This is a genomic window from Streptococcus sp. ZY171113 (assembly GCF_057748235.1).
In genome coordinates this window covers 1,852,679-1,874,969 of sequence record NZ_CM173243.1, presented here as the reverse complement: position 1 = coordinate 1,874,969, position 22,291 = coordinate 1,852,679, and the positions used below count along the sequence as shown (strand labels likewise).

Here is a 22,291-nt window from a genome sequence, read left to right as displayed (position 1 = left end):
GAGCAGAGCGTCCAGCTGCAGCAGCTCTTGACCAACAAGCCTTTAGCAGAAGTGGTTACTGAGGTGACTGGTCTGGACGACCAGGACCTGATTGCTGAAATCTTGTCTCATTTGAACCAATAAGACTTTCCGAACCGCCCAAATCTCCAGCGGTAAGGGGAGATGAGAACGCCTGGCCTTTGGTCAGGTGTTTTTGTCTGCTCTTTTGTGGACAAGTGATGCTTGTCTGTTTTCGGGAACGTTTTCTTGCGTCGTCGGCCTAGAAAACTCAGTCAAATCATGCTATAATAGCCAGATGTTCTGAATAATTATTCTAAATAGAAAGGGTTTCTTATGAAAATTGTAAAAGATCTCTGGTGGTTTTTTAAGCTGGAGAAAAAACGTTACCTGACAGGGATTTTGGCCCTGAGTTTGGTATCGGTCTTTAACCTGGTGCCGCCAATGATGCTGGGTCGGGTGATTGATGCCATCACGGCCAAGAATTTGACAGGCGATGAGCTCTTGTTTAGCCTAGTCGCCCTGCTCCTGTCAGCCCTGGCCATGTACGGTCTTCGCTACCTCTGGCGGCTGTTTATCATCGGGACTTCCTATCGTTTAGGGCAAATCATGCGGTCTCGGCTCTTTGAGCATTTTACCCGTATGTCGCCGTCCTTTTATCAGAAATACCGAACCGGTGACCTCATGGCCCACGCCACCAACGATATCAATGCCCTGACCCGTCTGGCGGGTGGTGGGGTCATGTCAGCGGTTGATGCCTCGGTGACGGCTTTGGTAACCCTAGTAACCATGGTCTTCACCATCTCTTGGCAGATGACCCTGGTGGCCATCCTGCCCCTGCCCTTTATGGCTATGACGACCAGTTTCTTGGGCCGCCGTATCCACAAGCACACCCAGGCCTCGCAAGAAGCCTTCTCTGAACTTAACAACAAGGTTCAGGAGAGTGTGTCAGGTATCAAGGTGACCAAATCCTTTGGTTACCAGTCGGACGAATTGAAGAGTTTTGAAGAAACCAGTCAGATGGCCTATAAAAAAGACCTGAAACTCCTCTTTTTTGATGCCCTCTGGGACCCAGCTGTCCTACTTTTTGTCGGGACCTCTTATGTTCTGACCCTCCTGGTGGGTTCTTTCATGGTCAAATCAGGTCAGGTAACGGTTGGTAATCTGGTGACCTTTATCACCTATCTGGACATGCTGGTTTGGCCGCTGATGGCCATGGGCTTCCTTTTCAACATGACCCAACGGGGGGCGGTTTCCTATGATCGGATTAGCAAGTTGCTTGCTGAGCAGTCTGATGTGGTGGACAGCCCAAATCCCCTGCCTGGGATTGAAAATGGTCAAATTCGTTATGACATTGACCATTTTGCCTACGAGCAAGAGGAGACCTTGACCGATATTCATTTTGCTCTGGACAAGGGCCAGACCCTGGGTCTGGTCGGTCAGACGGGCTCTGGTAAGACCAGCCTGATCAAACTCCTCTTGCGGGAGTACGATGTGACTGCGGGAGCCATTACCCTAAACGGTCACAACATCAAGGACTACCGCCTGAGGGATTTGCGGTCCCTCATGGGTTACGTGCCGCAGGACCAGATGCTCTTTGCCATGTCCATCGCGGATAATGTGCGGTTCGGGGATGCGGACTTGGGCGAGGAGGCTATCGCCAAATCGACCAAGTTGTCCTATGTTTATGACGATATCGTGGGCATGCCTGAGGGCTTTGAGACCATTATCGGTGAGCGGGGCGTGTCCCTGTCGGGCGGTCAGAAACAGCGTTTGGCCATGAGTCGGGCCATGATTTTGCAGCCAGAGATTTTGATTTTGGACGATTCGCTGTCGGCCGTTGATGCCAAGACCGAGCACGCTATCATCGAGAACCTCAAGGCCAGCCGTCAGGACAAGACCACCATCATCACGGCCCATCGCCTGTCGGCAGTTGTCCATGCCGACCTGATTTTGGTCATGCAGAATGGTCGAATTATCGAGCGGGGCCGCCACGAGGACCTCTTGGCCCTGGGGGGCTGGTATGCTGAGACCTACGCCAGCCAGCAATTAGAAGAGAAGGGAGAAAGTCATGTCGAGTAAAAAAGAAGCTGGAAAAACCTTTTTCCGCCTGTTGACCTACCTGAAACCTTATAAATGGCTGACACTTTTGGCCATGGTGCTCCTGTTTGCGACCACCTTGATTAAGAGTATTATCCCTCTGATTGCCAGTCGGTTTATCGATAACTACATCAGTCAGGACTTGCAGGTGGGGGCCTACCTCTTGGTGACTTACTTTGCCTGTTACCTGGCTCAGGCAGGTCTCCAGTATCTGGGCACCTTTGCCTTCAACCGTGTCTCCTACGGGATTCTCAAGGACATCCGTCGAGACGCTTTTGCCAATATGGAAAAGCTGGGCATGTCCTACTTTGACCAGACAGCGGCGGGTTCTATCGTGTCGCGGATTACCAATGACACCCAGAGCATCGTGGACATGTTCAACGGTCTTCTCTACAGTTTCTTGTCAGCCTTCGTCATCTTTGCCATGACCCTGGTGGCCATGTTGCGGTTGGATTTTCGTTTGACTGGTTTGGTCAGCCTCTTCCTGCCCTTGATTTTCGTTCTGGTCAACCTCTACCGCAAGCGGTCAACGGCTGTGATTGAAAAGACCCGAGGCTTGCTCAGCGACATCAATTCCAAGTTGGCGGAGAGCATTGAAGGTATTCGGATTATCCAGGCCTTTAGCCAGGAAGAGCGGTTGAAGGCTGAATTTGACGCCATCAACCAGGAACACGTGGCCTATGCCAACAAGGCTTTGGCCTTGGATAGTCTCTTCCTCCGCCCTGCCATGTCCCTCCTAAAACTCCTGGGCTATGCGGTCCTCATGCTCTACTTTGGTCTCAACTGGGACAAATTGGGGATTTCGGCTGGGGTCATGTACGCCTTTATCCAGTACGTTAACCGCCTCTTTGACCCCCTGATTGAGGTCAGCCAGAACTTTTCGACCCTGCAAACCTCTATGGTCTCTGCCAGTCGGGTCTTTACCCTGATTGACCGGACCGACTATGAGCCTGAGCAGGCCGACCGCCTGACTGAGGTAGCGACGGGCGACATCGAGTTTCGCGACGTGTCCTTTAGCTACGACGGCAAGACCCAGATTTTGGACGGCGTATCCTTTAGCGTCAAGCGGGGCGAGACCATCGCCTTTGTCGGGGCGACCGGTTCGGGCAAGTCCTCCATCATCAACGTCCTTATGCGGTTTTACGAGTTCCAGTCTGGTCAGGTTTTGATTGATGGAACTGATATTCGCCAGTATAGCCAGGAGGCCCTCCGCGCCAGCATGGGCTTGGTCCTCCAGGATCCCTTCCTCTACCATGGCACCATTAAATCCAACATCAAGATGTACCAGAACCTGACCGATGCCGAGGTCCAAGCTGCGGCCGAGTTCGTGGATGCGGATCAATTTATTCAAAAATTGCCGAGCGGTTATGATGAACCCGTGTCTGAACGGGGATCGACCTTCTCAACCGGTCAACGCCAGCTCCTTGCTTTCGCTAGAACCGTGGCCAGCCAGCCCAAAATCCTGATTCTGGATGAGGCAACGGCCAACATCGACTCAGCCACTGAAGGCATTGTTCAAAACTCCCTAGCTAAAATGCGTCAGGGCAGAACAACCATTGCCATTGCCCACCGCCTGTCCACCATCCAGGATGCCAACTGCATTTACGTTCTGGAAAAAGGCAAAATCATCGAAAGCGGTAACCACGAGGAGCTCCTGGCTCTGGGTGGCAGCTACCACAAGATGTACCAGTTGCAGGCTGGGATGATGACTTAGGTTCATTGATAATGTTCGGAAATAACGGTATTTGACCTCCCTGAGCGGTTTTCTGGAGAAAAAATCATATTTTTTCAAAAAACCTGTTGACAGCTCGGCTATTTTTCGGTAGAATAACAAGCAATCAGAAGAAGTACTTCAAAAACGACTTTCAGGGAGTTGGCGGTTATTGCGAGCCAACAGGCGTTTTGAAGGAAATGGGCTGAGGTTATAAAGGAATTCTAAACAATGTGAATTCGGTTGGCACCCCTTACCGTGCAACTCCTTGTTGGAGGAGTGTGAGATGATGACTGGACAGTTTTTTTGCTGTACCTAAGGTCATTAACTGAGGTGGCACCGTGTTGTCTTTGAAACAACGCCCTCACGTGAGTCTTCACGTGAGGGCTTTTTGCATTGTTGGACATGCGACAAGGTTGGTGAGCAGGGCCCGCTTGCGACCTGATTGGTGAAAGGATAGAGGAGAAAAGACGATGACAGTAGAAAAAGGTTATTTTGGACAGTTTGGCGGCTCTTTTGTGCCAGAACCCATTCAGGTGCTCTTGGATGAATTGGAGGTGACCTTCAACCGTTATAAGGACGACCCAGAGTTTTTGGCCGAGTATCAGGCTTTCCTGAAAGATTATTCGGGTCGGGAAACCCCGCTCTACTATGCGGAGAGCTTGACCAAGGAACTGGGTGGGGCAAAGATTTACCTCAAACGTGAGGACCTCAACCACCTGGGCTCCCATAAATTGAACAATGTCTTGGGTCAGATTTTGCTGGCCAAACGCATGGGCAAGACTCGGGTGATTGCGGAAACGGGTGCAGGCCAGCATGGTGTAGCAACGGCTGCAGTAGCAGCCAAGTTCGGTATGGCTTGTGACATTTATATGGGGGCGGAAGACACCCGTCGCCAGCGTCTCAATGTCTTTCGGATGGAAATGATGGGGGCAAGGGTTCATGCAGTTGAAACAGGCACCCAGACCCTCAAAGATGCCGTAGATGCGGCCTTTGGTGCCTGGATGAGTGACCTGGATGCCTTCTATGTTTTAGGCTCTGCCGTGGGACCTCACCCCTACCCAACTATGGTTCACGAGTTCCAGAAGATTATCTCGGTGGAATCGCGTCAGCAATTTTTAGCCAAAGAAAACCGTTTGCCAGACTATGTGTTCGCCTGTGTGGGCGGTGGCTCAAATGCCATCGGGGCCTTCTCCCAGTACCTGGCTGACCCAGAGGTCAAGCTGGTCGGGGTTGAGGCGGCTGGACGAGGTTTGGACACCAAGGACCATGCGGCAACCATGACCAAGGGAAGAGTCGGTGTGGTTGACGGCATGAAAACCATTTCCCTCTTTGAGGCAGACGGCAGCGTGTCGCCGGTTTACTCCATCTCAGCAGGTTTGGACTACCCAGGCGTTGGTCCTGAGCACGCCCACCTCAAGGAGACTGGTCGAGTGATCTATGAGGCGGCGACCGACGATGAGGCGGTTCAAGCCTTGCTTCTTCTGTCTCGGACGGAAGGGATTATCCCAGCCATCGAAAGTTCCCATGCTCTGGCTGGTGCCTTCAAACTGGCACCGACCCTGTCGGCTGACCAGGCTATTCTCATCAACCTCTCTGGCCGTGGTGACAAGGACGTTGCTGCCATCGCTGATTACTTGAATAACTAAGGAGAAACTCATGAAAAACAAACGTTTACCATTACTTGCTGGCGGCCTATTGGCCCTGATTGCATTGGCTATCGGTAGCCAATTCTTGACCCCTAAACGAGAGGCGACAACTAACGGCCCTGCCAAGGTTGGTGTCCTCCAATTCGTGACCCACGAAGCCCTGGATGAGATTTACCGAGGTATTGAGGCTGGCCTGGCTGAGGCTGGCTACGACAAGGGCGACAACCTGGAGATTAACTTCCTCAACTCGGAAGCCGACCAGAGCAAGGTTCAGACCATGAGCCAAACCCTTGTCAACCAAGGCAACCAGGTTTTGGTCGGTATTGCTACCCCTGCTGCCCAAGGTTTGGCATCTGCCACCAAAGACATTCCCATCATCATGGGGGCCGTGACCGATCCTGTGGGCGCCAAGCTGGTCAAGGACTTGGAAGCCCCAGACGGCAACATCACCGGTGTTTCTGACCGAACCCCGATTGCTGACCAGCTTGGCTTAATGGCAGAGCTGACACCAGGTGTTAAGACCATCGGTGTGGTTTATTCCAGCAGCGAAGATAACTCCAAATCCCAGGTCGAGACCTTCAAGCAGCTGGCTAAAGAAGCTGGTTACGAGGTGGTCGAATACGCCATCGCTTCCAGCAATGACCTAACCACCACAGCCAATGTCATGGTTGGCAAGGTTGATGCCATCTGGGTGCCGCTTGATAACACAGTTGCCAGTGCCTTTACCAGCCTGGTTCAGGTGGCTAAAACAGCCAAGAAACCTATCTACACCAGCGTGGACACCATGGTGGCTGAAGGTAGCCTGGCTTCTGTTTACATCGACCAGTACGAGCTTGGTTTGGCGACAGGTAAGATGGCTGCCAAGGTTCTGGCTGGCAAATCCGTTGACCAACTGCCAGTTGAAATTTTCGACCAAGGCAACCCAATCATCAATGAAACGGTTGCGGCTGAATTGGGCATTGTTATCCCAGACAGCCTCAAGGCAGAGGCCAAGTTGGTTAAATAAGGCCATTTAATAGAAGAACAGTCACATGACCGACTAAGAGAAAGGGGATAAAGGCCAAGGCCTGGTCCCTTTTCTTTTGCCAGAAAACCCAGACGATACCACTCAGGCTGGCTATCTGAACCAGCCAGAGGAGCTGAGTTAGGTCCAGCCGCAAACTGAGGGTGGCCAGGTAGAGCAGGTCGCCTGAGCCCAGCTTGATGTCCTTGACCTCCGCCAAGATGGCTAGGAGAAAAAGAATGAGGCTGGTAGTTGTGATGGGGAAGAAGGGGAGCAAGATGGCTGTGCCCAGCAACCAGAGCCAGAGGGGATAGGATTGGCTCCGCAGGTCATGACTGGCCAGAACCAGCCCCCAAGCCAGTAGATAAGTATCAGTAAGAGCTAAGTAGCCGCTCTGCCATGTCCCAAAAAGGAAAATAAAAAGGAGTGAGATGCTAACCATGAGGTAGCGACGTTGCCATAAATCTTTCATACTTTTATATTCGTAATTAGCGGTAAATTCTTGACACCAAGTTGAAAAGGAGTATAATAGGAATATAATCAATAATGGTTATAAATAATAATGGTTATAAAAAAGGAGTTTCCTATGTCAATCTTGTCAGTAGCAGACTTGGCAGCCCGCGTTGAGGCTGCTGCAGCAAATGAAACTGGTAGCCGTCCAAAAACCAAGGCTGCCCTTAATCAAGCGGTGGCAGACCTGGTTGCAGCACGTACCATCATCCACCAAATCCACTGGTACATGCGTGGGACTGGTTTCTTGCGTCTTCACAAATCTATGGACAAACTTATGGATGCCCTTAGCGAGCATTTGGATGAGATGAGCGAGCGTCTAATCACCTTGGGTGGTGCACCTTATTCAACCTTGAAAGAGTTTGCTGAAGCGACAAGTTTTGAAGAGACTCCAGGTGATTACAGCTTGACCGTTGACACCTATCTTAACCGTCTGGTTGAGCTTTACAGCCAGTTGGGCAACCTCTTCCAAGTTGGTCTGGATGTGAGCGATGAGGAGGGGGATGACCCGTCAAACGGTCTCTTTGCAGATGCTCAGGGTGAAGCTGAAAAGAATATCTGGCAACTTAGGGCAGAACTTGGTTTAGCACCAGGTTTGCATGATTAATAATTTGAAATGAGGGAGTGAGGCTCAATCGGTAACCCGAGGAACTCGCTTTCCCTCATTTTTTTGTTTCCTAACCCACGCTTTCCCTTTTATAAGGCTAATGGGACTTGGAGTAGGGCTCATGGGAAAAAGTATTTTCAGATAACTGAAAGTATTTTTTATTATTGATAACAAAGGAGAAGAAGTGAAATTAAAATCTAAAACATAAAAACGCTTGCAAAAACAGAGAAATGTAGTATAATAGTTGATGTAAACGTTATCCAAAATGGATTAGCAAAGGAGAAAACAAGTATGACCACTATGAGCAAAGCTCGATTCCTTGAACAGGTCAAGGATGGTATCATTGTTTCTTGTCAGGCTCTTCCTCATGAACCACTTTATAGTGAAACAGGTGGTGTGATGCCACTCTTAGCCAAGGCTGCTGAGCAGGCTGGGGCTGTCGGCATAAGAGCCAACAGCGTCAGGGATATCAAGGAAATTCAGGCTGTCACCGATTTACCGATTATTGGTATCATCAAGCGTGACTACCCGCCGCAGGAGCCTTTTATCACGCCGACTATGCGTGAAGTTGATGAGTTGGCTGAGTTAGGGATTGCTGTTATCGCCTTGGATTGCACCAAGCGGGAACGCTATGATGGCTTGAGCATTAGCGACTTTATCGCCCAGGTTAAGGCCAAGTACCCAGACCAGCTCTTGATGGCTGACATTTCGACTTACGAGGAAGGTCTTGTGGCCCACGAAGCAGGCGTTGATATGGTTGGTACAACCTTGTCAGGCTACACCTCTTACAGTCGCCAGGATGCAGGGCCAGATATTGACCTTATGAAGCAGCTGACGGCAGCTGGTATCGATGTTATCGCCGAAGGTAAGATTCATACGCCAGACCAGGCTCGGCAGGTTAAAGATTTGGGGGTTGCTGGTATTGTCGTTGGTGGAGCCATTACCCGACCAAAGGAAATAGCAGAGCGATTTATCAAGGCTCTTGATTAAAATTAAAAAAAGGAAGGTTTCTAATGACAACATTAAAACTGAATAACCTTTACAAGAAGTATCCAAACAGTGAGTTTTATTCGGTTGAAGATTTTAATCTCGACATAAAGGATAAGGAATTCATCGTTTTTGTAGGCCCATCAGGTTGTGGTAAGTCAACCACCCTTCGTATGATTGCAGGTCTTGAAGACATCACAGAAGGTGAGTTTTACATTGATGACGAGCTCATGAACGACATCGAGCCAAAAGACCGTGACATCGCTATGGTCTTCCAGAACTATGCCCTCTATCCGCACATGACGGTTTACGACAACATGGCTTTCGGCCTCAAGTTGCGTAAGTACGACAAGGATGACATCGATCGTCGAGTGCGTGAGGCGGCTGAAATCTTGGCTTTGACCGACTTCTTGCAACGCAAGCCAGCTGACTTGTCAGGTGGTCAACGCCAGCGGGTAGCCATGGGACGTGCCATCGTTCGTGACGCCAAGGTCTTCCTGATGGATGAACCGCTCTCTAACTTGGATGCCAAACTTCGGGTGTCCATGAGGGCTGAGATTGCGAAAATCCACCGTCGTATCGGGGCAACCACCATCTACGTTACCCACGACCAAACCGAGGCCATGACCCTGGCGGATCGTATCGTTATCATGTCTGCTACCAAGAATGCTGCTGGTACTGGTACCATCGGCCGGATTGAGCAAGTTGGCACGCCACAAGAACTCTACAATGAGCCAGCTAATAAGTTTGTTGCAGGTTTCATCGGTAGCCCAGCCATGAACTTTATCGAAGTTACCCTGTCTGGTGACCGCTTGACGGATGGTAAAGGTTTTGACATCGTTATTCCAGAAGGCCGACGTAAGGTGCTTGATGACCTTGGTTATCAGGGCAAGAAGTTGACCTTCGGTATTCGTCCAGAGGATATCGCTTCCGATTTGATTAGTCTGGATACATTCCCAGACGCGATTGTGAAAGCAGAGGTGGTCATCTCAGAACTTTTGGGTAGCGACTCGGTTCTCTACTGTCGCTTGGGTGATCAAGAATTTTCTGCTCGTGTATCAGCAACAGATTACCTAACACCAGGATCGACCGTTAAATTGGCTCTGAATGTGTCTAAAGGTCACTTCTTTGACACCGAAACTGGCAAACGCATTCCACTCTAGTTTCATTAGGAAACGCCCTATTTTAGAAATCAAACAAAAAATTTTTTAAGGAGACATTTCTCATGAAAATGAAGAAAATCATCGCATCATTGTTGACAGGTACTGCTGTTTTGACCTTGGCGGCCTGTGGTTCTAAATCAGCTGACACGGCTGGTTCATCTGCAGCAGATTCTGGTTCAGCAAAAACAGAAATTACCTTCTGGGCTTTCCCAGTTTTCCAACAAGAAAACACTAGCGATGCTGTAGGTACTTATGAGCAAAAACTGATTGACGAGTTTGAAAAAGCTAACCCAGACATCGATGTTAAGTTGGAGACCATCGATTTCACAGCTGGTCCAGAGAAAATCACAACAGCTATTGAAGCTGGTACAGCTCCAGACGTTCTCTTTGATGCCCCAGGCCGTATCATCACTTACGGAAAAAATGGCAAGTTGGTTGACTTGAACGACCTCTTTACAGAAGACTTTGAAAAAGACGTTAACCCTAATATCGTTCAAGCATCTAAGGCTGGTGACACAGCTTACATGTACCCAATTTCATCTGCACCATTCTACATGGTCTTCAACAAGGCTATGCTGAAAGATGCTGGTGTTCTTGATTTGGTAAAAGACGGTTGGACAACTGCGGACTTCGAAAAAGTTATCAAAGCCTTGAAAGACAAGGGTTATAACCCAGGTTCACTCTTTGCTAATGGCCAAGGTGGTGACCAAGGTACTCGTGCCTTCCTTGCTAACCTTTACAGCGGTTCTATCACAGATGCAGAAGTGACCAAGTACACCACAGATTCTGAACAAATGATTAAGGCTTTGGCTTCAGTGAAAGACTGGATGGACAAAGGCTACATCATGAACGGTTCACAGTACAACGGTGGTGACGACATCCAAAACTTCGCCAACGGTCAAACCTCTTACTCGATTCTTTGGGCTCCAGCTCAAAACGGTATCCAAGGTGCTCTTCTTGAAGCCTCTAAAGTAGAAGTGGTTGAAGTGCCATTCCCATCTGAAGACGGTAAGGCAGACCTTGAGTACCTGGTAAATGGTTTTGCCATCTTCAACAACAAGGACGAGGCTAAAGCAGAAGCATCTAAGAAATTCATCCAATTCATTGCTGATGATGCGGAATGGGGTCCTAAGAACGTTGTTCGTACTGGTGCTTTCCCAGTTCGTAGCTCATTTGGTTCACTCTACGACGATGCTCGTATGGAAACCATCAGTGGCTGGACTCAATACTACTCACCATACTACAACACTATCGACGGTTTTGCTGAAATGCGTACCCTCTGGTTCCCAGCTTTGCAAGCCGTATCTAACGGTGACAAAGATGCCGCAGCAGCTCTGAAAGAGTTTACTGAGCAAGCGAATGCAACAATTAAAAAATAATTGAAACTGAACAGTCCCCTCTTTTTCAGCCCCTAAAGACAGAAAAAGGGGGGATTTCTAGTTTCCCTCTTGTTCATAAAAGGAGTTTCTATGCAAATTAATAAGTTAAAAATGCGAGAAACCATTGTCTCCTACACCTTTCTCGCTCCAATCTTGACCTTCTTTACTGTCTTTGTATTGGCACCGATGGTGATGGGGTTTGTGACCAGTTTCTTTAGGTATACCCAAACCGAGTTTACCTTTATTGGTCTGGAGAACTACATCCGTCTCTTTAGTGATCAGATTTTCATCAAATCCTTGATTAACACCCTAATTATCGTGGTCGGGTCTGTTCCAATCGTTGTTTTCTTCTCGCTCTTTGTGGCCTCACAAACCTACGAGAAAAACGTGATTTCCCGTTCCTTCTATCGGTTCGTTTTCTTCCTGCCTGTTGTTACGGGTTCGGTTGCGGTAACCGTTGTTTGGAAATGGATTTACGACCCCCTTTCTGGTATCCTCAACTTCATCCTCAAAAATGGTGGCGTGATTGAGCAGAACATCAGTTGGCTGGGTGACAAAAAATGGGCCCTCCTGGCCATCATGTTGATTCTCTTGACAACCTCAGTTGGTCAGCCAATCATCCTTTATATTGCTGCCATGGGTAACATTGACAACTCACTAGTTGAAGCAGCCCGTATCGACGGTGCCAACGAGACCCAGGTTTTCTGGCAAATCAAGTGGCCAAGCCTCTTGCCAACCACTCTTTACATTACTGTTATTACTACTATCAACTCCTTCCAGATTTTTGCGCTGATACAGCTCTTGACTTCTGGTGGACCAAACTACTCAACCTCTACCCTCATGTACTACCTCTACGAGAAGGCCTTCAAACTGACTGAGTTTGGCTATGCCAATACTATCGGTGTCTTCTTGGCGGTCTTGATTGCCCTCATCAGTTTTGCCCAATTCAAGTTCTTGGGTAATGATGTGGAATACTAGGAGGACTAACAATGAAGAAAAAACAATTGTCAGCCTTTGGCATCTTATCCAGTGTGATTTTGATGGTTTTGACGGTCTTGTTCATCTTCCCATTTTATTGGATCATGACTGGTGCCTTCAAATCACAACCAGATACCATCAAAATTCCGCCACAATGGTGGCCGGCAGCCCCAACCTTGGAAAACTTTGACCGCCTCTTGGTGCAGAACCCAGCCCTGCAATGGCTCTGGAACTCCGTCTTTATTTCTCTTGCAACCATGGTTTTGGTCTGCGTGACCTCATCCTTGGCGGGCTATGTCTTGGCGAAAAAGCGTTTCTACGGTCAAAAGCTTCTCTTCTCTCTTTTTGTAGCAGCCATGGCCCTGCCTAAGCAGGTTGTTCTGGTACCGCTGGTGCGGATCATCAACTTCATGGGCATCCATGACACCCCTGCGGCGGTTATCCTGCCTCTGGTTGGTTGGCCATTCGGTGTTTTCCTCATGAAGCAATTCTCTGAAAACATTCCGACGGAGCTTTTGGAATCAGCCCGTATCGACGGTTGCGGTGAAGTGAGAACCTTCGTTAGCGTTGCCTTCCCAATCGTTAAACCTGGTTTTGCAGCCCTGGCCATCTTCACCTTCATCAACTCATGGAACGACTACTTCATGCAGCTGGTTATGCTGACCTCCCGTCAGAACCTGACCATCTCCCTGGGTGTTGCGACCATGCAGGCCGAGATGGCGACCAACTACGGTCTCATCATGGCTGGTGCGGCCCTGGCGGCTGTGCCAATCGTGACCATCTTCCTGGTCTTCCAAAAATCATTTACCCAAGGTATTACCATGGGTGCGGTTAAAGGTTAACCCAACGATAAGATTAAGCTGGTTTGGACGCTGCGCTCAATGGCAGAGCGGCTAACCAGCTTTCGTCTTTCTATCAGACTTGAGAGGAACAAACATGATTTACGATTACTTAGACCAACTTAACCGCTACCGCGGTCTTCATGCCAATATTGACTTAGCCATCGACTTTCTGGACAAGACAGACCTGACCCAGTTGGAACTGGGACGAAATGAGGTTGCTGGTGACCAAGTCTTTGCCTTGGTGCAGCACAACTCCCTCAATGACCAGCCTAGCGATAGTTTCGAGTACCATGACCGCTACATGGATTTGCAATTCTTGTTGGATGGTAACGAAAACTTCCGCTATACCCGCTCGTCTGAAGGGGTGATTCAAGAATTCGATGCGGCCAATGATTTCGGTCTCATCCGTAGCAGCACTGGTTTAGATTTAGAATTGAACGGTCAGACCTTTGCCATGGTTTGGCCAGGGGAATACCATCAGCCCAACCAACTTGGTCGCGGTGGCCAGTCGGTGACAAAAGTGGTGGTTAAGATTTTGATTGACTAGTTGCTGAGACGGTCCAGACGAGTTTAACTAGAGATTATCTGGGTAAATGCCTGTCAAGACCAGTTTAGCAACCATTAAAACGAACGAAAGGGAGGGCCTGATATGGATTCACGCAAGTTCATGAAAACTGTTTTTGGATTGGATAATGGGGTTATGCGAGCGGCCGAGCGGGTCTTTGACCTCATGGTCCTCAACCTGCTCTTTGTCCTGACCGCCAGTTTACTGGTGACGGCTGGTGTGGCTAAGATGGCCCTCTATCGGAGCTTGGTGGACCTCAAGGAGCGAGGACGGGTACCGATTTTGGCGACCTATTGGGGGCATGTCAAGGCTAACTGGAAACAGGGCTTGACCCTGGGTTTGGTGGAACTGGCCTTGACAGTCTTTACCATCTTTGACCTGCTCTTGATTCGGGGGCAGGAAGGTCTGCCTTTTCAGGTCTTGGCGGTCTTGGCCTATGGGGTTCTGATTTTGACCCTGGTTACCCATCTCTACCTCTACCCTCTGGCAGCCCGTTACCAGATGTCCCCGCAGGACCTCTATGTGAAAGCTCTGCTCTTGGCAGGGCTAAATGGGGGATGGACCCTGGTCTTTCTGGCTGTTTTGGGCCTCATCTTCCTCGCTCTGCCATTATCCCTCATCAGCCTCATCCTGGGCCTATCGCTCCTTTTGGTGATTGGGGTGGCAGCCCTGGGTTACGGCTATGTGCAGGTCATGGAGGGGATTTTGGGCAAGTACCCATCTGCTTGAAATTGGTTTCAGATGATGGTGATAAGAGCCGAAAATCGAAAGGATAATCTAAATCCGCAAAGGGCTTGAAAAGCTCTTGAAAAGCGATTACAATAAAAGGGTAAACCCTATATATAAGGAGACGATTATGTCACATTTAGACAAATACCGTGGTATTATTCCAGCTTTTTACGCGGCCTATGATGAGGCTGGCGAGATTAGCCCCGAGGGCGTGCGTGCCCTGACCCAGTACTTCATTGACAAGGGGGTTAAGGGCCTCTATGTCAACGGGTCATCTGGCGAGTGCATCTACCAGAGTGTTGCCGACCGTAAGCTGGTTCTGGAAAATGTCATGGCGGTTGCCAAGGGCAAGTTGACCATCATCAACCACATTGCCTGCAACAACACCAAGGATTCCATCGAGTTGGCCAAGCATTCAGAAGAGTTGGGCGTTGATGCCATCGCTGCAATCCCACCAATCTACTTCCGTTTGCCAGAGCATTCGATTGCTAAATACTGGAATGATATGAGTGCGGCAGCACCAAACACTGATTTCATGATCTACAACATTCCTCAGTTGGCTGGTGTAGCCTTGACCCCAAGCCTCTACCGTGAGATGTTGAAGAACCCTCGTGTCATCGGGGTGAAAAACTCTTCAATGCCAGTTCAGGACATCGAGACTTTCAAGGCCATCAGCGGTCCTGAAAAACTGGTTTTCAACGGTCCAGACGAGCAATTCTTGGGTGGCCGTCTCATGGGTGCTGACGGTGGTATCGGTGGTACTTACGGGGCTTACCCAGAGCTCTTGCTCAAGTTGGATGAGCTGATTGCGACTAAAGACTTGGACAAGGCACGCGAACTCCAATACGCCATCAACCAAATTATCGGTGTCCTGGTTTCAGGTCACGGCCACATGTATGCGGTGATTAAGGCTGCCATCAAGGAAATTGATGGCCTTGAGCTGGGCGGCGTTCGTTCCCCATTGGCTAACCTGGCCGAGGGTGACGAGGCTGTTGTGGCCAAGGCCGTTGAACTGATCCGCGCAGCTAAAGAAAAGTTCTGCTAATTGCTGAGCGATAGTTTCATAGCTCTAAATTTGCTTGTAAAGAGATAGTGGCTTAGTTTTCCTTTAGGGCTAGGCAGTTCCTTGCCGCTTGTACTTTGGTACAGCAAAAGGAACTAAGGCCGCCATAAAGGGGAAATCAGCCACTAGGTTATCGGGGGGAGGTCGGTGTGACTTTCCCCTGCATTTATTTGGAGGACAAGAATGACAAAATACGTTGCGATTGATATTGGCGGCACCCAAATCAAGTACGGCCTGGTTGATGAGGTAGGCACGATTTTGGAGCAGCACAAGATTGATACCGAGGCTCATTTGGGCGGCCCGGCCATTCTGGACAAGGTTCGTCAGATAGTGGCTACCTATAAGACCGAGTATGAGCTGGCAGGGGTTGCCATTTCCTCGGCCGGCATGATTGACCCTGACCAGGGGGCGGTTTTCTATTCTGGTCCGGCCATCCCAAACTACGCTGGCACCAACTTCAAGGCTACCATTGAGGAGGAGTTCGGTCTGCCCTGTGAAGCGGAAAACGACGTTAACTGTGCCGGTTTGGCTGAAGCCAATAGCGGAGCTGCTAAGGGGGCTTCCGTTGCGGTCTGCTTGACCATCGGTACTGGTATTGGCGGCAGCCTCCTCCTAGATGGCAAGGTCTTCCATGGCTTTAGCAATTCAGCCTGCGAAGTCGGCTACATCCACCTCAAGGACGGTGACTTCCAAGACCTGGCCTCAACAACAGCCCTGGTCGAATACGTTGCCCGAGAAAAAGGCGAGGACAAGGCTGACTGGAACGGCCTGAAAATCTTTGAAGGGGCCAAGGCAGGCGATACCATCTGCTTGGCTGGTATTGACCGACTGGTTGATTACTTGGCTCTGGGCATTGCCAACATCTGCTACGTGGCCAACCCAGAAGTGGTTGTCCTAGGTGGCGGCATCATGGCCCAGAAGGACTTCCTCAAAGACCGCATCGAGGCAGCTGTCAAGTCCAAACTGGTGCCGAGCCTGGCTGACAAGACCCGCATCGCCTTTGCCCAGCATGAAAATGCGGCAGGTATGCTGGGAGCCTACTACCATTTCCGACAAAAACACGCTTAAGTAAGACCTGTCGTCACGTTTTTGATTGAGTGCTAACGAGACGAGTTGGTCAAACCCTATAAACATAAAACACGTTTTAGAAAAGGAGAAATCCCATGATTGATAACATGTCCCTAGAAGCTATGAAGACCTACCGTGGTCGCCACGAGGTGCCAGCTGATTTTGATGACTTTTGGCAGGCTCAACTGGACAAGGTGGCTGATTTGCCAGACTACCGCTTGGAGAAGCAAGACTTCAATTTGGCCTTTGCAGATTGCTATGCCCTGACCTTTACGGGGACCAACGGTTCGTCTGTCTTTGCCAAATGCGTCTTCCCTAAAACAGAGGAAAAAGTGCCTGTTCTTTTCTACTTCCACGGCTACCAAGGCCAAAGCCCAGATTGGACAGAGAGTTTGAAATTTGTAGCTGCTGGTTACGGTGTGGTCTCTATGGATGTCCGTGGTCAGGCTGGCCGCTCAACTGACCTGGGTCAATTTGAAGGCATAACCGTTAAGGGTCAGGTGATCCGTGGGGCGGTTGAAGGGCCAGATAAACTCTTCTTTAAGGACGTCTATCTGGATGTTTACCAACTCATCAACATCATTGCGGCCCAGGACTTTGTTGACCCGACAAACTTGGTCAGCTACGGGGCTTCTCAGGGTGGTGCCCTTGCCTTGGTAGCGGCAGCCCTTAACCCTAAAATTACCAAGACGGCCTCTATCTACCCATTCTTGTCTGATTTCAAGCGGGTTCTGGAATTGGGTGACAACAGCGAGCCTTATAACGAGCTCTTCCGTTACTTTAAGTTCTCCGATCCTTTCCACGAGACAGAGGACCAGTTCTTGGCTAACCTCTCTTACATTGACATCAAGAACCTGGCCCACCGCATCACCTGCCCAGTGGCTATGGTGACGGGTCTTGAGGACGAAATTTGCCCACCGTCAACCCAGTTTGCCATCTACAACCGTCTTGAGGGCGACAAGGAGATGAAGATTTTGCCAGAGTATGGCCATGTTGCCATGAACGTGATGGTTAACGACTACGTTTATGACTTCCTCTTTGGGTCAAGCATTATTCGGTAAATAAAAAAGGTCTGGAACGCTGGTTACAGGCCTTTTTTCATGTTCAATGAAAATCGGCTTTTTGTCAAATTTAATGGGTGAATCAGCTATTGTCTAGTGAAATCTTTCCCGTTTTGAGGTTTAAGGTGATAAGAATCCTTGTTGTGAAGTTTTCAAAGTTTCTGAAGTCGGAAGTATTGTCTTTTATATATCGCTACTCTTTAGTTAAGTGCATCTTATGAAAAGAAAATTGACATTTTTTCGAGGAGCGGTTAGTGATAAAATTCTAATGTTTATTTTTTTGATTTTTATATCAGTATAAAACAACTAAATACTTGACAAAATGTTCGGGGGGGGGGGGTACAATAGGTGTGTATTATAGAGTGAAAAAATCTTAATGGAGGAAGACGATGTTAGATAATACATATGATAGTAGCCAATCAGAAGAGAATATTTTTGAGACGGTGGCAGAGAATGTGGAGGATACGGATTTTTTTGAAGATTTGCTTTTAGATTATGATGTTTCAAAAGATGATCAGATTGAAGCGCTCAACGCAGAACTAGAGAAACTGAATGACAAGTTGGAACAGTTGTCATTGGTGCTGGAACATTTTCCAAACAAGCAGGAAATGGATGAGTTAAAAAATAACCAGCAGGCCATTGTTGCTTCCTTGGAGGAGGAAAAGGCAAATATTAAAGAGACGTTCCAATTTCAGAATCAGTTGTTACAGAAATTGTTGCGATTGCAAGACATCAACCACCAACTGCACGATGAATTGTCACACTACAAACAAGGATTGTTTGAAGAGTATCGTTTGCCGATTTTGAAATCACTCTGGAAATTTAGGCGGACAGTGGAGACGGATGTCAGATATGCGATAGAAGAGACGTTGCGTTCTACTTTAGAAAGTTACCTAGAAGATATCGACGATATATTCACCGACTTTGATTTGGAGATCTTTTCAAGCGAGGCTGGGGAAACCTTCAATCCTGCGACCGACAGGCAAAATAATGTGGTTGAAACGACAGACGAGCTATTGGCTTGGCAGATTGTGACCAATAAAGGTGCAGGTCTACGCTCGGGTAACAAAGTCATTGATAAGCAGATCGTTGACGTCTATAAATTAGTTCAGAATAAAACAGAAAATGGTGAGGTGTAAGATGGCAAAAATTGTATTTGGTATTGATTTGGGGACAACTTATTCAGCGGTATCTTATGTTGACCAGTACGATCGAGCAGTTATTCATAAAAATTTGAGTGGTAAGGACATTACACCGAGTGCTGTTTACATCAACCATGATGGTAATATCGCTGTTGGGGAATCCGCAAAAGAGGAGGCCACGATGAATCCTGAGGGATATGTTGATTTTTTCAAACGTTATATGGGGACGCCTTTTGAGGAATTGCCCGAGGAGGTGCAAGCCTATTTTACTTTGAATGGCAAGGCTCACCGACCAGAAGAATTGTCTTCTCTCGTTTTGAAAGAATTGAAACGATCGGTGGATGAGTCTTCTCTGGGCGTGGAGATGGAGCAGGTGGTTATCACCGTTCCAGCCTATTTTAATGAAGCCCAACGAATGGCAACCAAAACCGCAGGTGAATTAGCTGGTCTGCAAGTTATGGAAATCATCAAAGAACCCTTGGCTGCGGCCTTTGATTACACCCAAACCAGCGGGGAGGATAATAAGACTTTTTTGATTTATGATTTGGGTGGCGGGACTTTTGATGCAACCATTATGTCTTTGTCTTCTCAAGAAGTCATCGAAGTTGCTTCTGATGGGGATAGCCAATTAGGTGGTAAAGACTGGGATTACCGGTTGTTTGAGTATTTAAGAGACCGATTTTTGGAAGAACACCCAGACAAAGTTCTTTCTGATGGAGATGAGAAGCAACTTCAACTGAAAGCCGAAGAAGTCAAAGTCAAATTGACGAACTCTAACGCGACAAAGGCAAAATTGAACTTTGACGGCAATCGGTTGGTTGTTGAAATTTCGCGTCAAGAATTTGAAGAGATGACCAGAGATTTATTGGATCGTAGTTTGACCATTACCGACTCTCTGGTGGCATTAGCGACAGAAAAAGGTTACACGATTGATACCATTTTGATGGTAGGTGGGTCAACTAGAATGCCAATGATCAAGGAAGCCTTGAAGGAACGTTATGGTCTTGATCCGAAAACCCACGACCCTGACCAAGCCGTTGCCAAGGGAGCTGCTGTTTGGGCGGTATTTGCCTATGAAAAAGGTCAGAAAATCGTTGAAAAATTAGCTACTGGGCAGATTACAGAAGAGGAGTTAAGTAAAGAAGAGCAAGAAATTGTCAAACATCGTTTTAGTTTTGAAGAGAAATTGCAAACTTCTGTGGCACAATTTGAATCGCTCAGCAATAAGGAAATTGTCACCGCCGCAACCAAAACCTATGGTGTTCGTCTCTTAGACGCTGATAATAAACGGATTATCAAAAATTTGATTATTAAAAACAGTCCTTTGCATGGTGGACAGATTATCGGGACAACTCTGGGTTCAACATCAACTCCGAATCAGACAGAGCTTTATATGCCTATCTATGAATCTGATGAGATGGATGAAATAGTTCCATATAATGAGTATATGGAAGAACAAAAAATCGGTGAAATCTTTATGGAATTACCGCCAGGTTTGGAGCTGTATAGTCCAATTGAAGTGAAATTGACCTTAAATGACCAAGGGCTCTTGTATGCCTATGTCGAGGAGAAGATTCATGGTCGAAAGGCCGAGGCGGAACTCCAACTGAGAGGCATGATGACCGAAGAAGAAATCAAGCAAGCAGAAGAGTATATCAGTCAGACGCAGTTGGTTGATGAAATTTAAGGAGAGCGGGATGACAAGAGCGAAAGTTGCTGTTGGTATTGACCTAGGAACAACCTACAGTGTGGTTGCCACAGTTAATCGGATGAGTGGCCGAGCAACCGTTTTTAAAAACTCAACTGGGAGTTATACGACACCATCTGTCTTGGCTTTTGATGGTCAGTCGATCGTTTTTGGAGAAGCTGCTAAGGAAGAATTACTTTTTGGGAATGATGAGGTGGCTGCTTTTTACAAGCGACACTTGGCTCAGCTGGACTATTTTGAACGGCTAGGGGATGATTGTTATGATGCTTGTCAGTTATCCACTCTTTTTCTGGAACATCTCATCAAAGACATTGAAGAAACCAACCAAATCGAGATTGGCTCAGCGGTTATTTCTGTCCCAGCTTATTTTACTCATTTAGAGATTGATGAGACCTTGAAAGCTGCCAAATTAGCCAATATTGAGGTAAAAGGGATTATTCATGAGCCGACGGCAGCGGCACTGGCCTATGGTTTGACGGGAAATAACAAGCCTCAGACAGTGCTCTTCTATGATTTAGGTGGTGGAACCTTTGATGTGACCATTGCCAATCTGACCGAAAAAGAATTAACTGTTCTAGGGTCTAGTGGCGATAGTCAGCTGGGCGGAAAAGACTTTGACCAACGATTGGAAGACTATCTGACAGAGGAAGCCATGTTTACTTTTGGAGATGAGGTGGTTGATTCACCAGCTTTTCAACAAAAACTATTAGAGATTGAAAAGTACAAGAAGCAACTGTCTCATTTTGAGAGTATCTCCATTCCAATGACTTACCAAGGCAATCGTCAAACACTGGTCTTGGAGCGTGCGACGTTCGAAGAACAGTGCCAAGATTTACTCGACCGTACGGCAACCTTGATGGCAAGCTTGTTAGAGGAATTAGCCTTAACGTGGTCAAAGATAGACCATGTCATCCTTGTTGGTGGGTCAACCAAAATGCCGATGGTTGTGGCCTACTTTGAGAAAACTCTGGGAAAGGCCATTAAGAAAGGTGTCAATGTTGACGAGGCGGTAGCTATCGGTGCGGCCATTAAGGTCAATTCCTTTGAACACTTTGGCTCTGAATCAGCCTCAAAAGCACCATCATTTGGCTTTGAAAGTTTTTCGGATGTCACTGCTCATGGGATGGGTATGATTGCGGTGAATGAAAAAGGAAATGGCTACATCAATGACATTATCATCCCAAAGAATACCACAATCCCTGCTAAGGTAACCAAAGACTACCGACTATCCTTGAAATCTACTCATCATCAGATGGAAATCTTTGTCTTACAGGGCGAAGATGAGCAGGTGATTAATAATACGTTTGTTAATAAGTACCTTGTTAGTGGTTTTGATGGGCTGAACAATAAGAAGGAACAGCTTGTATCGGTCACTTACGCTTATAACCAAGATGGCATGATAGAGGTTTCTGCCACCCATGCTCAACAGCCCTTGCATGTGACTATTGATACCAGTCCTCAAGATTTGTCTTGGGCTTATGATGGGATTGGCTCGATTGCTTATGAAAAAATCTGCATTGCCATTGATACTAGTGGTAGTATGGCAGGTAGGCCGATGAGGGCGGCGGCAGAAGCAGCCTTGGAGTTTTTTGAGGCCGTGGCTAGTCAAGCTGAGATAGCAGTTATTTCAGTAGCTGATTCAGCAACGTGTATTTGTCCACTTACTAAGGATAGGGGGGAGTTCGAGGACGGACTATCTAAGCTATTTAACTATCCAGATGGAGGGGGGAATAGTGGACATCCATTTGATTTAGCTCAGATGGTAATGGATAGGGGCTTACTCATTGTCTTGGCTGATGGTGTTTGGGCATACCAAGACATGGCCATATCGGCTGCTTGTAGAGCACACGAGACCATAGACATCATAGGCATTGGTTTTGGAAGTGCAGATGAACAGTTTTTGCAATCTATTAGTAATTTAGAAGGAATTGGTGGCATGACGGATTTGACCGATCTATCGCAAACCTTTTCTAATGTCGCTCAGGTTATTGTCAGTCAATCTCAGTCCATGATGAAACTGTTATAGGAG

At 47.9% G+C, this 22,291-nt stretch carries 19 protein-coding genes and 1 pseudogene; 19 read left to right on the top strand and 1 reads right to left on the bottom strand.

Features of this window, described 5'->3' with window-relative positions:
* Positions 1-3: 3 nt before the first annotated feature.
* The 5 genes and pseudogenes from AC3ARB_RS08885 to trpX form a co-directional block, all read left to right on the top strand.
* Positions 4-123 (top strand): annotated as a pseudogene (locus AC3ARB_RS08885) (mannitol-1-phosphate 5-dehydrogenase); the annotation flags it as partial.
* A gap of 210 nt (positions 124-333) precedes the next feature.
* The gene (locus tag AC3ARB_RS08880; protein WP_488320212.1) at positions 334-2,079 is read left to right on the top strand and encodes an ABC transporter ATP-binding protein; all 1,746 of its coding nucleotides are present in this window, start codon (positions 334-336) and stop codon (positions 2,077-2,079) included.
* Positions 2,069-3,811 (top strand): ABC transporter ATP-binding protein, encoded by a 1,743-nt coding sequence (locus AC3ARB_RS08875; RefSeq protein WP_488320211.1) that lies wholly within the window; start codon positions 2,069-2,071, stop codon positions 3,809-3,811. The genes AC3ARB_RS08880 and AC3ARB_RS08875 overlap by 11 nt, the downstream gene beginning before the upstream one ends.
* Before the next feature lie 470 nt (positions 3,812-4,281).
* Positions 4,282-5,457 carry a tryptophan synthase subunit beta gene (gene trpB / locus AC3ARB_RS08870; RefSeq protein ID WP_488320210.1) on the top strand — a complete coding sequence of 392 codons (1,176 nt, stop codon included), beginning with the start codon at positions 4,282-4,284 and terminating at the stop codon, positions 5,455-5,457.
* Between the two features lie 10 nt (positions 5,458-5,467).
* Positions 5,468-6,463 carry a tryptophan ABC transporter substrate-binding protein gene (gene trpX, locus AC3ARB_RS08865; RefSeq protein WP_488320209.1) on the top strand — a complete coding sequence of 332 codons (996 nt, stop codon included), beginning with the start codon at positions 5,468-5,470 and terminating at the stop codon, positions 6,461-6,463.
* Here the strand turns inward: trpX and AC3ARB_RS08860 are convergent.
* Positions 6,456-6,932: an A24 family peptidase gene (locus AC3ARB_RS08860; RefSeq protein ID WP_488320208.1), complete on the bottom strand. Its 477-nt coding sequence runs from the start codon at positions 6,930-6,932 to the stop codon at positions 6,456-6,458. The two genes, trpX and AC3ARB_RS08860, sit on opposite strands and share 8 nt — an antisense overlap.
* 114 nt (positions 6,933-7,046) lie before the next feature.
* Here AC3ARB_RS08860 and AC3ARB_RS08855 point away from each other — a divergent pair, with 114 nt between their 5' ends.
* From AC3ARB_RS08855 to AC3ARB_RS08790, 14 genes are all read left to right on the top strand, one after another.
* Positions 7,047-7,577, top strand: a complete 531-nt coding sequence (locus tag AC3ARB_RS08855) for a Dps family protein (protein ID WP_488320207.1) — start codon at positions 7,047-7,049, stop codon at positions 7,575-7,577.
* 291 nt (positions 7,578-7,868) lie between these two features.
* The gene (locus AC3ARB_RS08850; protein ID WP_488320206.1) at positions 7,869-8,567 is read left to right on the top strand and encodes an N-acetylmannosamine-6-phosphate 2-epimerase; all 699 of its coding nucleotides are present in this window, start codon (positions 7,869-7,871) and stop codon (positions 8,565-8,567) included.
* A gap of 23 nt (positions 8,568-8,590) precedes the next feature.
* Positions 8,591-9,727, top strand: coding sequence for an ABC transporter ATP-binding protein (locus tag AC3ARB_RS08845; protein ID WP_488320205.1), 1,137 nt, complete (start codon positions 8,591-8,593; stop codon positions 9,725-9,727).
* Between the two features lie 62 nt (positions 9,728-9,789).
* Positions 9,790-11,106: an ABC transporter substrate-binding protein gene (locus AC3ARB_RS08840; RefSeq protein ID WP_488320204.1), complete on the top strand. Its 1,317-nt coding sequence runs from the start codon at positions 9,790-9,792 to the stop codon at positions 11,104-11,106.
* Positions 11,107-11,196: 90 nt separating this feature from the next.
* Entirely contained in the window at positions 11,197-12,084 is an 888-nt protein-coding gene (locus AC3ARB_RS08835; RefSeq protein WP_488320203.1) for a carbohydrate ABC transporter permease, read from the top strand.
* An 11-nt stretch (positions 12,085-12,095) separates the two neighbouring features.
* Positions 12,096-12,926, top strand: coding sequence for a carbohydrate ABC transporter permease (locus tag AC3ARB_RS08830; RefSeq protein ID WP_488320202.1), 831 nt, complete (start codon positions 12,096-12,098; stop codon positions 12,924-12,926).
* A gap of 94 nt (positions 12,927-13,020) precedes the next feature.
* Complete coding sequence (locus tag AC3ARB_RS08825) at positions 13,021-13,473, top strand: NanQ anomerase/TabA/YiaL family protein (protein WP_488320201.1); 453 nt, start codon at positions 13,021-13,023, stop codon at positions 13,471-13,473.
* A gap of 102 nt (positions 13,474-13,575) precedes the next feature.
* Positions 13,576-14,220: a YesL family protein gene (locus AC3ARB_RS08820; RefSeq protein ID WP_488320200.1), complete on the top strand. Its 645-nt coding sequence runs from the start codon at positions 13,576-13,578 to the stop codon at positions 14,218-14,220.
* 127 nt (positions 14,221-14,347) lie between these two features.
* Entirely contained in the window at positions 14,348-15,265 is a 918-nt protein-coding gene (locus tag AC3ARB_RS08815; protein WP_488320199.1) for a dihydrodipicolinate synthase family protein, read from the top strand.
* A gap of 201 nt (positions 15,266-15,466) precedes the next feature.
* Complete coding sequence (locus AC3ARB_RS08810; RefSeq protein WP_488320198.1) at positions 15,467-16,351, top strand: ROK family protein; 885 nt, start codon at positions 15,467-15,469, stop codon at positions 16,349-16,351.
* A 95-nt stretch (positions 16,352-16,446) separates the two neighbouring features.
* Positions 16,447-17,412: an alpha/beta fold hydrolase gene (locus AC3ARB_RS08805; RefSeq protein ID WP_488320197.1), complete on the top strand. Its 966-nt coding sequence runs from the start codon at positions 16,447-16,449 to the stop codon at positions 17,410-17,412.
* Positions 17,413-17,801: 389 nt separating this feature from the next.
* Positions 17,802-18,551, top strand: coding sequence for a nucleotide exchange factor GrpE (gene grpE, locus AC3ARB_RS08800; RefSeq protein WP_488320196.1), 750 nt, complete (start codon positions 17,802-17,804; stop codon positions 18,549-18,551).
* A 1-nt stretch (position 18,552) separates the two neighbouring features.
* Positions 18,553-20,241: an Hsp70 family protein gene (locus tag AC3ARB_RS08795; RefSeq protein WP_488320195.1), complete on the top strand. Its 1,689-nt coding sequence runs from the start codon at positions 18,553-18,555 to the stop codon at positions 20,239-20,241.
* Positions 20,242-20,251: 10 nt separating this feature from the next.
* Complete coding sequence (locus tag AC3ARB_RS08790; RefSeq protein ID WP_488320194.1) at positions 20,252-22,288, top strand: Hsp70 family protein; 2,037 nt, start codon at positions 20,252-20,254, stop codon at positions 22,286-22,288.
* Positions 22,289-22,291 lie beyond the last annotated feature (3 nt).